This is a genomic window from uncultured Acinetobacter sp. (assembly GCF_947624825.1).
In the GTDB taxonomy this organism is placed as follows: Bacteria; Pseudomonadota; Gammaproteobacteria; order Pseudomonadales; family Moraxellaceae; genus Acinetobacter.
Genome location: NZ_CANQLZ010000060.1, coordinates 1 through 13,207 on the forward strand (window position 1 = coordinate 1; position 13,207 = coordinate 13,207).

Here is a 13,207-nt window from a genome sequence, read left to right on the forward strand (position 1 = left end):
CGGGGGTATAGGTTGGTTTTTTCATCGGAATAGTCTCTCAGAATATTGAGTCTCCGACAAACCCGGTACGGTTCACTTCGGTGTGGTCTCTCATCTTCCACAGATGATTGAGTGGCTCACGGATAATGGCAGTTGCTACATCGCTCGTCCAACACGTACATTTGCTCAGTCGTTAGGGTTTCGTATCTGTACAACACCAATTCGTAGTCCACAGAGTAATGGAATGGCTGAAGCCTTCGTAAAAACTTTTAAGCGGGATGATGTATATTTGAATGATGTACCTGATGCACAAACAGTTATGCGATGTTTACCTGCTTGGATTGAAGATTACAATTGTAATCATCTGCATAGTGGGCTAAAAATGAAATCCCCTCGGGAGTTTCGATCTCTAAAATTAGCAAGTTAACTGTCCGTTTTTACGGGGGCTGATACATTTTAAAGGTTTGCTGTCCTATCAGGAGATCGTGTATTTGATTAATCAACATCAACTGGCACTTCAAGCATTAAATAGTTCTTTAGCTTCCTTTGAAATGATGAAGTTGAGATTTTTTATACTAGACTGCGATAAAGATAATTTCAGATAAGGACAGAATACCTGATCGTGGTCTGACTTTAGAATTTTGTTGTTTTAGATATTGCCAATAGTAAGCGTGTGTAGTGAGTCAGTCATCTTTTTTTCAACTTTTTTCAACTGAATCTCCTATCCATGATTCGGGTTATCTAAAAAAACTCCTCCATAAATGGAGGAATTTTCATTAATTTTGTGTAGATACTACAAACTGGATTTCTACACGTCTGTTTTTACCATCACTAGGATCAGTACCAACCAACGGACGAGAGTCACCATAACCGGCAACAATGACTCTCTTTGCTTCGGTAGAATCGAGGTTAGAAATAATTAACTTTCTGGCTTCTCTTGCACGAGCTGCTGATAACGTAAAGTTATCATCATAAACAGTACACTTTGCCTTAAAATCAATTACGGGCTGCTTCACAACAGAGTTATCTGTATGTCCTTCAACATAAACGAAAGCATTTGGGTTTGCTCTAAGAAAATCGACAATACGTTTGTCTAGGCTTTTGAAAGCCTGAGCTGCTGAAGGAGTAATGCATGCACTACCAACATTAAAAATATTCTCCTTTAATGTGATTTTTCCGTCAGCAATATCGAAGGAGATTAAATTACTTGCGCCCTGTGCATCAACAGAGCTCTTAAGATCAGTTAGCATTTCACTAATTCTTTTCTGTTGAGCAACTCCCCCTTGTTCTAGCTCTTGCTTATGCTTTAGTTCTGCATAAGTCTTTTGTAGTACAGACATTACAAGTAAAAGCATAACAACGGCCATTACACCAGCCATGAGATCTGAGATAGATACCCATTCACTTGGCTTATCCTTCATTCTTTTAATCCTTCCAACCTAATAATGATTGTGAAATAACAGAACCTAGATTAACAACTTTATCATCAGTCTTTGGTATATCCTTCGCTTGAACACTCTGAGATTTAACCTTTTGGAGATTTTCTTTTTGTAAAATAATACCATGAGCTAATTTTTCTAAGGTTGGCTTTAACTCATTAAGAGCATCAAGATTTTGAGATAAATCATTAAATACATTACCTACTGTTTGTGTAAGCTCTTCGCTACTTAGCTTAATTTGTTTACCCAATCCAATAACTTGACGGTTACTTTCCGAAACAGCTTTTAAGCCACCTGTAATATCACCAGAAAGCTTATTCACTAATCCTGTCATTTCTTCAATATATTCATTTAACGTGTTAGTGCTCTGAATAAATACACTCTGTGCCTTGGTTTGCAAGTCCATAGATTTACCGATCGTAGCAGTGACTTCATTCATCGTTTTATCTACACTGGTAGATAAACTCGTTACAGCATTAGAAATATCACCTGTTGCTACACCTAAACCTTTTGACATTTCAGACATATTTTTTTTGAAACTTGTACTCATGTCACCGATAGATGATTTAAGGTTGTCTGACATTTTCGTCATGTTTTGGCTAAAGCTAGTATTCATATTCGAAATAGTTGAGTTCAAATCTTGTTTCATAAGAGAAATAACATCTTCCATGTTAGATCTGAAGCTATCAATCACAGTTTGTAGTTGAGTCGCAGATGCCCCCATTGTTGACGCTGCTTGTGACATTCCTTCCGCTGCTTTCCCTAATTTCACAACTGTTTTTTCATTTTTCGCAATGAATTCAACCATAGCATCACGAGTTTCAATACTTTGAGCTACATTTTCAGTCAGTAAATCCTTAGTTTCTTGATGCTGTCCTCTAATAAGTTGAAGTAATTTTTCTGATTGTTGAATCAAAATACCAAACTTTTGATCTAATAATGCAGTACGTTGTTCATTATTTCTTTCGAAAGATAATAAGAATTTCCCAATCTGCTCTAGAGAAACAATATGATTTCTATGGTTCTCTTCAGTAAGCTCTTTGATAAGAACAGATTGTGAAGTTAAAGCTCGTATATTTTCTTCATTACTTAAATGTAGTTGCTTTAACTGTTCATCATGGCTGAACTGAATCGTTTTGATTGTTTCTTGGGTATACTGTGTCAATTGCTTTAATTGAGCCTGATTCGCAGATTGGTTTGTCATGACCGTCTGTTCAAATTGCATAGCTATATTTTGCATACATTGAATCAGCTTGTTGTTATTGTTACGCTCTTCTTGCAAATTTTGGTCACGAATAATATCAAGCTCACTTTTCACCTTTTCGATTGACCAGCGTAAGCGTCGTTCTTCATATCCATTTTTAGATAAAATGACTTTTAGAAGAATGAAAGCCAGTAATCCCCAAGTTGAAGTTTTAAATTTAGTACCTAAACCTTCCAGCATTTGCATCAGATTCGCCATTGATGCATCCATATTACTTAGTGCATTAGCGCCTGTTAAAATGGATGATGCTTTATCTAACGCAAGCCCTAAACCTAAGAATGTTCCTAACAAGCCAATAATGAGAATCATGCCTGGCATTATGTCAGCCAACTTCTCAGAAGGAGTGGCTACAGCTTCGCTAATTTCCATGACTGAGCCATGTTCGGCATCTAATTTTTTAGTTTTATCGCCTTTATTACCGCCATACCAATTGTGCTCCCAATTCTCAGGCTTTGCTGTTTGGTAAACTCTAACAATCGTGAAGAAGAAAAGCCCCCAAATAACAAAGAAGAAAATACTTGGCAAAGCATCCCATCCAAATGGAGACAAATTGAAAGGTAGTAAAAAACTTAAAATTTCCATGAATTAAACCTCAGCCTCAACTAACTCTTGAGTACGCTTTTTACTGTCTTCTGCAAAAATATTTGCATAGTCAGTAATTAGACTTTGTTCTTCTTCGGTTAGTTCATTCCATTGTTTCCCATGCTGAGCGCACTCAACTAATAAGCGTCCAACTGTCGCAACATCATCTACAATATAGTCACGACCTTCTTCTTCAAATTGTTCAGCAGTTTTCTCTAAAACTTGAAGGAAACCTTCTGCAGCATGTACATAGCTTTGCATTGCACGATTTTCTTCTGCTTGTTGAGTAAGTTGGTAAGTAGTATTTTTCGCATCATTTTTCAAATCAACTAGCTCTGCTTCTTCCTGTGAAGTAAGTGATTCAATTTGCATTTTGACTTCAAGCTCTTTGACTTGACGTTTTAATTTAGCGGCTTCTTTATTTAACTGATTCCATTTCGCTTCCATATTTTGTAATTTAGTTTCCCAAGCACAAATGAGCTCTTCAAATACAAATGGCACCAATGATTTACCATTAAAGCGTCGTTTAATAATTGCATCTAACTTTTCGGTATCAGCATCGCTAAGATTAGGATTTTCAGCAAGTAAATCAGCGCCTACACGTAATAAAAAGGAATCATCAGCAGTAATTTCATCTAGAGTACGAGCCGTATTTAATGTTTTTTCAGCAGCACGAAGAAGCTTTTGGGTTGCACGTAAACGTAGATAATGTGAAAAGTCTTTAATGTTATCTTTTTCAAGGATTTCTTGGATATGTGTTTGCACTAGAACATAATCATTAATCACAGCAGCAAAACGTATAGATTGACGTTGTACCTCTGTTTTCATTGCATCCATTGCTTCTTGCAAATCTTTTTGACGTTGTTCAGCTTCTTTCACATCTTTTGGCGTCATATACATATTGCGAAAATGTTTTGCCGCATTTGAAGCCCAAATAATTGCTTGCTCGATTTTTTTTAGAATTGGACTATTTTCTAATGCTAAAAGTCCAGCAAGTCCTGCCTCTATTGCACTAGCCGCAGCCTGCGCCCAAGGATGAGGTATTAACCTGATTACACCTGCAACCTTAGGAGCAAAGTTAATCACATGAGGCCTAACTGTCGCCCAAACATCTTTGACTTTACCAACAAAATTTTCAGCTTCATCAGCCATCCAATTAACGGCTTTACTCGCTGCGCTTTTTGCAGTATCCCATGCAGCACTAGCTGCAGAAGCGATGCCTCTACCTACAGACGAAACTGCTGAACTAACACTACTCGCAGCTGAAGAAATTGCTGAACCTACTGAACTCCAAAACCCCATATTACCCTCTACTTATTTATTCACACCTAAAAGTGTTTTTGCCGTACTGATTTCTTTTGTACTTAATTTACTTTCACTATTTGCAACTTCAACTTTAGCCTGCTTAATACGATCAATGACTTCCTGAAGTTGCTCTAATTTAACTTTAGGTTCTTCATGATTTTTTTCAGCTTCTAGCAAAGCTTTTGGAAGAATTAGTCGCATGCAAGTTCGTATTTCACGTCCCGAAAATCCATCAGATAGTTCTGCGGCACTATCTATAAATTTTTCTCTAGATTCTGCTAAAGGAATTTGATGCACCAACATTTTTGCCCACAGATGTGTACGAGCTTCTAAATCAGGAAGATCAAAATGGATATGGTGACTAATACGACTGCGAAATGCTTCGTCATAGTTTTTAGCAAAGTTGGTCGCAAAAATAGCGATGCCATTAAAACGCTCTAATTCAATAAGTAAAGTCGAACGCATTGCGTTGACCTCATTATCAATGCCTTGTGTGACTGAAGAAAGTCGCTTACCTAATAAAGTATCTGCTTCATCAAAAAATAAGACAGCATCTTCTTCAGAAGCCAACTTAAATACAGCTTGAATATTTTTTGAGGTCTCACCCATGAACTTACTTTCTAGTTCAGCAATACCCAACTTAATAATAGATTTTCCTAAACTTCCAGCAAAAGCCTCAGCTGTAAGTGTTTTACCTGTACCAGGTGCACCATAGAAGTTTAAAATTACGCTACGAGCTTGCTTATCAACACTGCCAAAATTCCAATCCTCATAAATAGTTTTATGAAATTTTAGTTTAGCTAATCCCTCATCTAACTGGATTCGAGTAGTTTTAGATAAAATGACATCATTATCTAAATTGACAGTTGGAGATGAAATTTGAAAAGGCGATGCCGGCTTTTTCTCAAGATCTTCCTCGTTGGTTTCATGTATTTTTAAGTCGTTATCTCGCTCTTTCTGGAATTTCTGCAGTCTTTCGCGAGCCTTCTCTAGTTCTAGAGCTTCACTATTTATTTGCGATGTAGAAATTTCATTGTTTAAACTAAAAATCTGTTTGAGTTTATTTTTCATTTGTTCCCCTTAAAAAATCTATATATTTGTATTATGTTTCTTGAAAAATCTGACGGTCTTTATTCATCAACACATCATAAATAATATGCGCAAACTGCTTCATCTTTACAGGATCACTCATAAGCTGTGTCATTTGCTCCGTATGCGCTGCATTACTATCTAACACCGCATCATCAAGCGCCGCGTCAAACTCGCCTAGCATGGCTTGTTCACGTGGGTTATTGTGAATCTGCGTCATCATGCGTGTGTTTTCCGCCATCTTATCTGCAACCGTATACGCATAATTAATCATATCTTGATCGGTCAGATTATCTGTAACAAACAGATCGTTCACACGGCGTAAAATTTGCGATAAGAAATCCTCTTTCTTGTCTTTAGCTTTAGCAGTACCTAGATCATTAGCAGGCTCTAATTTATGCTCAGTACTATCAGCTTTAAGCTGAATATCTTGTTGGCGCAGTTTAGACAAACGGTAATGCGTCATTGCAACATTGCTTAGATCAACCTCATCCTCTTCGGCCACCTGTTCGCGCAGTAATGGGCGCAAGTTACGCGCAAAAAGACTCAGCTTCTCAAGTTCTTGATCGTCATACTCCACGATTTGAGACATAAACTCATAGAAACGGGTAAAGCTGCCTAAATCCTTTTTAAAGATTTCCAGCGCATCACGGGCTTTCTTCGCTTCTGCAAATTCGTTTTCAGCATTAGCTATCAGTACGGCGTCAGCTGTCTGTTTACAGCGTTCTAAACGGTTCTTGGTGACATCATAATCATTGATGGCTTGTTGATAACGATGCTGCCAGCGTTGTAAAGCTGGCTTACAGATGTTCGCGAGGGCTGCACTGGATTTATTTTTGCTGTAGAAGGCCTCAACGAACTGTTCTACTTCAGTCCAGAGGAAAATACCTGAGGCTTTCAGCTTTTCAAACAGATCATAAACCTGATCGGGATTGGATACATCCGCCAGTTCTGCTGTTTGATAGTACGGTTGGAAAGCATCGAGAATGTCTTGTGGATCGTTAAAGAAATCGAGCACAAAGGTGCCTGTTTCAGATTTCGCAGGATAGGTCCGGTTTAAACGCGATAAGGTCTGTACGCATTCCACTCCCCCTAACTTCTTATCCACGTACATGGCACACAGTTTCGGTTGATCAAAGCCTGTTTGGAACTTATTTGCCACAATCATCACCTGAAAGTCATCGCTATCAAATGCTTTACGCATTTCACGCCCTTTTAGGTTTGGATTCATATTGGCTTCGGTAAACTTGTGTCCAATTAAATGGCTACTGTCTGTGTCATTGCTATTAAATTCGACTTCACCTGAGAATGCCACCATCGCTTCAATATTTTTATATTTATTTTCAGCAATGTATTTATCAAAGGCTTGCTTATAACGTACCGCTTCTTTACGTGAACTGGTCACCACCATGGCTTTGGCTTGGTTGTTGAGTAAGCCCATCACGTTCTTTTTAAAATGCTCAATAATGATTTGCACTTTTTGCGAGATATTATGATCGTGTAAGCGTACCCACTGGTTCAGCTTGGTCTTGGCTTTCTTGGCATCCACCGTTGCGTCTTTTTCTTCAATTTTCTGTTTCAGCTTATAGATGACTTTATAGTTGGTGTAGTTTTTCAATACATCCAAAATAAAACCTTCTTCAATGGCTTGGCGCATTGAATAAACATGGTATGCCACAGGAATATTGGTTTTTGACGGCGGCATACTTGGATCAGGCAAGCGACCAAACAATTGTAATGTTTTATCCTTAGGTGTTGCGGTAAAAGCATAGAAGCTTAAGTTGGTACTACCCTTACGTGAAGCCATGACAGCATCGAGTACATCTTCAGAAGAAAGCTGTTCATCTTCCTCACGCTCTTCAATCATCAAGGTTTCTTTAAGCTGACGCGCTGTAGAACCACTTTGTGATGAATGCGCTTCATCGGCAATAACGGCGTACTTACGCTCTTTAAGACTGGTGCTGTTTTCAATCGCACGCAGTACAAATGGGAAGGTCTGAATGGTCACAATAATAATCGGCTGTGCCATTTCCAAAGCTTTAGCCAATTTCTCCGATTTTGAGCCATCGCCTTCTTTATTGTTAATCCGACCCACGACGCCATCGGCATGTTCAAATTGATAGATGGTATCTTGTAGCTGTGCATCTAAAATGGTTCGGTCAGTGACCACAATGACAGAATCAAACATCTTTTTATTATTGGCATCGTACAAACTTGAAAGCTGATGCGCCGTCCATGCAATGGAATTGGATTTGCCTGAACCTGCACTGTGCTGAATCAAGTATTTTTGCCCTGTGCCTTCAGCCAATGAATCTTGTACTAAGTTATTCACCACTTTCCACTGGTGATAACGTGGGAAAATCAGACTTTCTTTTTTGTATTTACGCCCTTCCCAATCTTCTTTTTCTTCAATTTGCAGATGAATAAAGTTACCCAAAATATTCAGCAAGCTATCCGGCGTTAAAACTTCATTCCATAAATAGCCTGTGGCGTATTCATTCACATCTTCAGGCACATCATTGCCTGCACCCTGCGCCGAAGTGCCTTTGTTAAATGGCAGGAAGTAGGTGCTGTCACCATTCAAATGCGTCGCCATGTAGACTTCATACTGGCTTACGGCAAAATGCACCAATGCACCGCGTTTAAACATCAGCAAGGGTTCAGGCTTATTGGTTTCAGGGTCTTTGGGCAGTCGGGTTTTTCTGTACTGTGTCATCGCATTTTGTACAGCTTGTTTAAATTCTGACTTCAGCTCCATGGTTGCCACAGGAAAGCCATTAATAAACAGCACAAGGTCAATGCGCCATTTTTTGGCTTGTTTGCCTGTTGCCTCTAGTTCGGCTTTGCTCGCGTATGGGCTATAGACCAACTCAGGCACCACACGGCAGATGTTTTGCTGATAGCGTTGATTCAGTTCGGGGTTTAGACCATGTTCAGGTTTAAACTGACAAAATGAGAAACGTACCCCACGTGTACGGATACCATGACGTAATACGCCCAATGTGCCATAGCTACGAGATTCAATATCGGTGGCATTGATATTGGCTTTTTTAAGCTGTGCTTCGACTGTATCTAAAAAATGGCGTTCCGTGTCATTGGGGAAAATGCCTTTAAACTTCTGCCATTCTTTGTCTTGGGTCCTCTGCACAAAGTCTAAAATGTCTTGTGTATAAAGGGCTTTTTCACAGTTATAGCCTGTGCCTGAACCGACAAGCCAACCATGCGTTTGCATTTGCGCAACAATGTCTTGTTGGAAGATGGCTTCTAAAGTTGCATCCGTTCTCATGCGCCAAGCTCCGTAGTCGCCTCATTATTTTTATTGGGATGTTGCCAATTCGTTACATTGATTTTGCCTGTCACCGCAGATGAAATTAGAGCTGTACGGCGTTCCTGTAAAAGAGTGATTTGTAATTCTGCTTTTTCAGTTAATTCCGCATAAACCTTCATTTTCTTAGCAATAACTTGCGTAATTTCTTCTTGTTCTTTCAGTGAAGGTACAGGTATAAGGCTATTAGCTAAATATTCATGTTCAATACTTTCAACAGTTGCACCTTCTTTTGACCACTCTAAAAGCAATTGCGCCGTATTACCGTGAATCAAATTAGCGATATATTCAACTAGAACTCTTTTACCAAATTTCAGAGCTTTCATGTCCTGATTCATTGTCACCGGAACAGTATTAATGGCAATAGGAATTGTTCTTTGCAGAATCCCTGAACGTACCACCATCAGTAGACTATTTTGTTCCACAATATTGGTTGAGGATTCTTTTACTGCTTTTTCTGTAATGTAGTCTTGAGTTTCACTAATCCAAAAAGTTTTCATATCTTTTGGAGAAACCCAAGGAATATTTCCATCAGTCCAATAACTCAAATTATCTTTAGTTGGTGTACCGCCACCACTAAATGTACATAGATATTTTAATGGTACTAATTGCCAATGCTCAGGCACTTGCCCTAACCATTCCACACCTGAATCTTTCATAACTACATCAGGATTTAAACCTTTGGTCACGGCATGGCTAATCACCGCTTGACGCTTTTCTTTAAGCAGCTCAATCAACTTTTCTTGTTTGGTAATTAAACTGTTAATTTTTTCACTTTGGAAATCAAGAAAAGTAGCAATTTGATTTTGCTCTAAAAGAGTAGGAACAGAAATTATTGTATTTTTGATATCTTCAGCATGAATATTTTGATTTACCCCACCATGAATATTTTGCTTCACGGAAAGTTGAAATGAGTCTGACAAGCATAAATATCTTAAATAATTAGGCTCAAGTTTTGCACTCATGAATCTAAATCTAATCAAGTAAGATGCATAAATTAGATCATCATATTTTTTGGTTATGACCCCAAAAGATCCTGCTCCACCTGTTCGTGCAAATACAACATCACCCTTCTTCAGTTTGAATAAATCAGTAGATTCGGTTTCTTTTACCATAGGGCAATTTTGAGTATCAATTTCACCTAAGTCGCTTAAATCAGTAATACGTAAGAGTTTGAGACCCTCATCTACATAAGATTCCGTGGTGTAATAACCTTGACGATGGTCGACTAAATATCTTCGGACTGATGCTATATCCCAATGCTCAGGTACTTCCCCTAAAAATTCTATACCTGAGTCTTTATATTCAGCATATTTTTGATACTTCGCCATTATGAATGCACCTCTTGAAGCAGTGCCATAATTTCACGGCTCACTGCATCCAAATCCGCATCAATCTCGCTTAAATCACGTGTCGGTTCATACACATAAAAATGACGGTTAAACGGAATCTCATAACCCACAATACCAATTTCACCATCTTGCGCATCACGCTTATCAGTATTGATCCATGCATCAGGCACATGCGGTTGTACTTCGCGCTTAAAGTAAGACTCTATTAAATCGGTGGTGCTTTGGCTTGGGTCAAGCGCAATATTTTCCGCATCACGTAAATCACCATCCTGTACAAACTCAACCACTTTGCCTTTGTAGCTAATCTGACCATAAAGCGGATTTTCTGAGCCTTTCACGACTTTATTGATCACTGGCTCAGCATCGGCATTTTTCCACGTGATCGCATCCAGGAATTGCTTCTTCTCTTTAGTTTCCAGTTTCACATTAGCATCTTTTAACGCTTGCTTGAGTACATCATCAAAAGCATTAAAGTCATCAAACTGCGCCGTACCCATCTTCGCTTGTAAACATTTCGCTTTGTTTAATAAGTTACGCTGTTCTAACCACAGTTTTGGTTCAAGTATGGTCTTGATATCTTTTTCTTTCAGCTCGCTAAATTCCGCTTTAATCAGCGCACGGATTTCCACGTCAAACTCATCAAGCTGACCATAAGTGTCTTCTGTCCAGTTCGTAGCGTATTGCGCATACACTTTTTGCATCACGGCATTAAACGGCTTCGGTGCAAAACGTAACGATGCGATAGCGTCATCACTCACCTGAGCAGATAAACGTAAAGGACATTCAATAGTCACACGGCGATAGCCAAACTCATAACTATTAAAGATTTTGCTGGAAAAGGTTTTAGCAGCTTCATTTTTGGGATTAGCTGATTGACGACCACGACTCGACTTCACATCTGCTGGTTTATCCAGTTCACGTGCATCGGTCACTTCAAAATTGCCATAACAGCGCGTAATCATCGCAATGTCATCTTGGCTCATTTCATTACGCTTAGAGCCAAGAGATTTACGCATTTTGCTGTAGAGGTGAGTACCATCAATCAGCTGGACTTTACCCTTACGCTCAGCATCTTTCTTATTACTAAGCACCCAAACGTAAGTTGCAATACCTGTGTTGTAGAACATATCAGTGGGTAGCGCGATAATGGCTTCTAGCAAGTCGGCTTGTAAAATATAACGACGGATTTCACTTTCACCACTGCCCGCACTGCCTGTAAACAATGGCGAACCATTCAAGATAATACCAATACGACTGCCTTGCGCCGTGGCGTCGTCTTTATTGCGCATCTTGCTAATCAGATGCATCAGGAACAGCAAAGAACCATCCGATACACGTGGCAAGCCTGCACCAAAACGACCTTCAAAGCCTTTTTGCTCATGCTCGTCTTTGATGTCCGATTCGATCTTTTTCCAGTCCACCCCAAATGGCGGGTTAGACAGCATGTAGTCAAACTTCTCATACGCCAACTGGTCATTGGACAGCGTATTGCCGAGTTTGATGTTACGCACGTCCTGACCTTTAATTAGCATGTCTGCTTTACAGATCGCATAAGACTCTGGGTTTAACTCCTGACCAAAAACCCGCATCACCGCATCAGGATTATGCTCATACACATATTCTGAACCTGAGGATAAAAATCCACCCGTACCCGCCGTCGGGTCATAAATTGTGCGGATGATACCGTCACCATTCAGAACGTCATCATCCTTGCTGAATACTAGGCCTGTGGTTAAACGAACGATGTCACGCGGGGTAAAATGTTCCCCTGCGGTTTCATTTGAACCTTCGGCAAAACGGCGGATCAGTTCTTCAAACACCAAGCCCATTTCATGGTTAGATATATTTTTTGGACTGAGATCAATTTTAGGGTCTGAAAAATATTGAACGACTTTATAAAGCAAGTTGGCATCATCCAGAAGACCAATAAATTCGTCGAACTTGAAGTGTTCAAAGATTTCACGTGCGTCTTTGGAGAAGTTTTGAATATAAGTATTGAGGTTTGAACGGATGTCCTTTTGACCCAGGCTGCCTAAATCCAGTTCTGAGGTATTGAAAAATGACAAACCACCTGTGGCTCTGAGCAATATCTTTTCTTTAGCATCTTCAGGAAGTTGCTTTTCTTTTTGTTTTTCTTTTTCATTAGCAACCAACACATCCGATTTGGTAGGCGCCAATACACACTCCAGACGGCGAAGCAGTGTAAAGGGTAGAATCACACGACCATATTGCGATTGTTTGAAGTCACCACGCAGGAGATCGGCAACCGACCAGATAAAAGCTGCTACTTGTGAAAAATTATTATTTGTCATTAAAAAATACCGCTAGCACTCAGGCTATAAAAACTTGAAATTTATAGTTTCATTGTGCCTGATTTACAACATGTTTTGCTAGAGATAGACTGTACAAAAGAATATTAATTAGTATGCCTATGAGTTTTTTAAGTATTATTGAAAATAAAGAAATTTTTAGCTTTATGCTCAATAATGAGCAATGGGACAGATTGAAGGTTGATATAAAATACAACCGATCATTAAAAGTTTGTTCTAGTAAGCCCTTCACGTCTGTCCATACCATTTTGGTACTCACTCAAACCTATCAAGCTCTTTATCGTGAAGGTATATCACCAATCTAATTCTGGCTTTGCAGTCTGTATTACCAGTTTTTGAGTTCGCTTATTATTACCTGAGGCTTTTTTGCGAACTTTACCTTTGAGCTTAAGCAACTGTATCGGTGAAAATGATACTTCAGGTATCAATTGATCTAGATTACCCAACATATTGAGCGCACCTAAAATTGAACCGTACCGGGTTTGTCGGAGACTTTTTTATTTAAGTTAGGCCACCTGACCTAACGGGTTAATCTTATCATA

General features: G+C 39.1%; 7 protein-coding genes and 1 pseudogene. 1 reads left to right on the forward strand and 7 read right to left on the reverse strand.

From position 1 onward, the window contains the following. Nucleotides 1-106: 106 nt before the first annotated feature. A pseudogene (locus Q0017_RS11625) lies at nucleotides 107-406 on the forward strand (integrase core domain-containing protein); the annotation flags it as partial. 349 nt (nucleotides 407-755) lie between these two features. Here Q0017_RS11625 and Q0017_RS11630 read toward each other — a convergent pair. Genes Q0017_RS11630 through Q0017_RS11660 form a run of 7 tightly spaced genes read right to left on the reverse strand, consistent with a single transcriptional unit; the run spans nucleotide 756 to nucleotide 12,647 of the window. Then, nucleotides 756-1,400, reverse strand: a complete 645-nt coding sequence (locus Q0017_RS11630; RefSeq protein ID WP_298146962.1) for an OmpA family protein — start codon at nucleotides 1,398-1,400, stop codon at nucleotides 756-758. Between the two features lie 4 nt (nucleotides 1,401-1,404). Continuing rightward, nucleotides 1,405-3,264 carry a hypothetical protein gene (locus Q0017_RS11635; protein WP_298146964.1) on the reverse strand — a complete coding sequence of 620 codons (1,860 nt, stop codon included), beginning with the start codon at nucleotides 3,262-3,264 and terminating at the stop codon, nucleotides 1,405-1,407. 3 nt (nucleotides 3,265-3,267) lie between these two features. Continuing rightward, a complete protein-coding gene (locus tag Q0017_RS11640; protein WP_298146967.1) occupies nucleotides 3,268-4,566 on the reverse strand; it encodes a hypothetical protein in 1,299 nt (432 codons plus the stop codon). A 12-nt stretch (nucleotides 4,567-4,578) separates the two neighbouring features. After that, nucleotides 4,579-5,640, reverse strand: a complete 1,062-nt coding sequence (locus tag Q0017_RS11645; protein ID WP_298146970.1) for an ATP-binding protein — start codon at nucleotides 5,638-5,640, stop codon at nucleotides 4,579-4,581. Between the two features lie 31 nt (nucleotides 5,641-5,671). Continuing rightward, nucleotides 5,672-8,944, reverse strand: coding sequence for a DEAD/DEAH box helicase family protein (locus Q0017_RS11650; protein ID WP_298146973.1), 3,273 nt, complete (start codon nucleotides 8,942-8,944; stop codon nucleotides 5,672-5,674). Further along, nucleotides 8,941-10,314 carry a restriction endonuclease subunit S gene (locus Q0017_RS11655; protein ID WP_298146976.1) on the reverse strand — a complete coding sequence of 458 codons (1,374 nt, stop codon included), beginning with the start codon at nucleotides 10,312-10,314 and terminating at the stop codon, nucleotides 8,941-8,943. Before Q0017_RS11655 ends, Q0017_RS11650 begins: the two co-directional genes overlap by 4 nt. Next, on the reverse strand, nucleotides 10,314-12,647 hold the full coding sequence (locus tag Q0017_RS11660) for a class I SAM-dependent DNA methyltransferase (protein ID WP_298146979.1): 2,334 nt from the start codon (nucleotides 12,645-12,647) through the stop codon (nucleotides 10,314-10,316). The genes Q0017_RS11655 and Q0017_RS11660 overlap by 1 nt, the downstream gene beginning before the upstream one ends. Between the last annotated feature and the right edge of the window lie 560 nt (nucleotides 12,648-13,207).

What these genes read in the sequence shown, in the direction of transcription:
- Q0017_RS11660 (WP_298146979.1), bottom strand. Translation starts at nt 12,647, where the DNA reads ATGACAAATAATAATTTTTCACAAGTAGCAGCTTTTATCTGGTCGGTT.
- Q0017_RS11645 (WP_298146970.1), bottom strand. Translation starts at nt 5,640, where the DNA reads ATGAAAAATAAACTCAAACAGATTTTTAGTTTAAACAATGAAATTTCT.
- Q0017_RS11650 (WP_298146973.1), bottom strand. Translation starts at nt 8,944, where the DNA reads ATGAGAACGGATGCAACTTTAGAAGCCATCTTCCAACAAGACATTGTT.
- Q0017_RS11630 (WP_298146962.1), bottom strand. Translation starts at nt 1,400, where the DNA reads ATGAAGGATAAGCCAAGTGAATGGGTATCTATCTCAGATCTCATGGCT.
- Q0017_RS11640 (WP_298146967.1), bottom strand. Translation starts at nt 4,566, where the DNA reads ATGGGGTTTTGGAGTTCAGTAGGTTCAGCAATTTCTTCAGCTGCGAGT.
- Q0017_RS11635 (WP_298146964.1), bottom strand. Translation starts at nt 3,264, where the DNA reads ATGGAAATTTTAAGTTTTTTACTACCTTTCAATTTGTCTCCATTTGGA.
- Q0017_RS11655 (WP_298146976.1), bottom strand. Translation starts at nt 10,314, where the DNA reads ATGGCGAAGTATCAAAAATATGCTGAATATAAAGACTCAGGTATAGAA.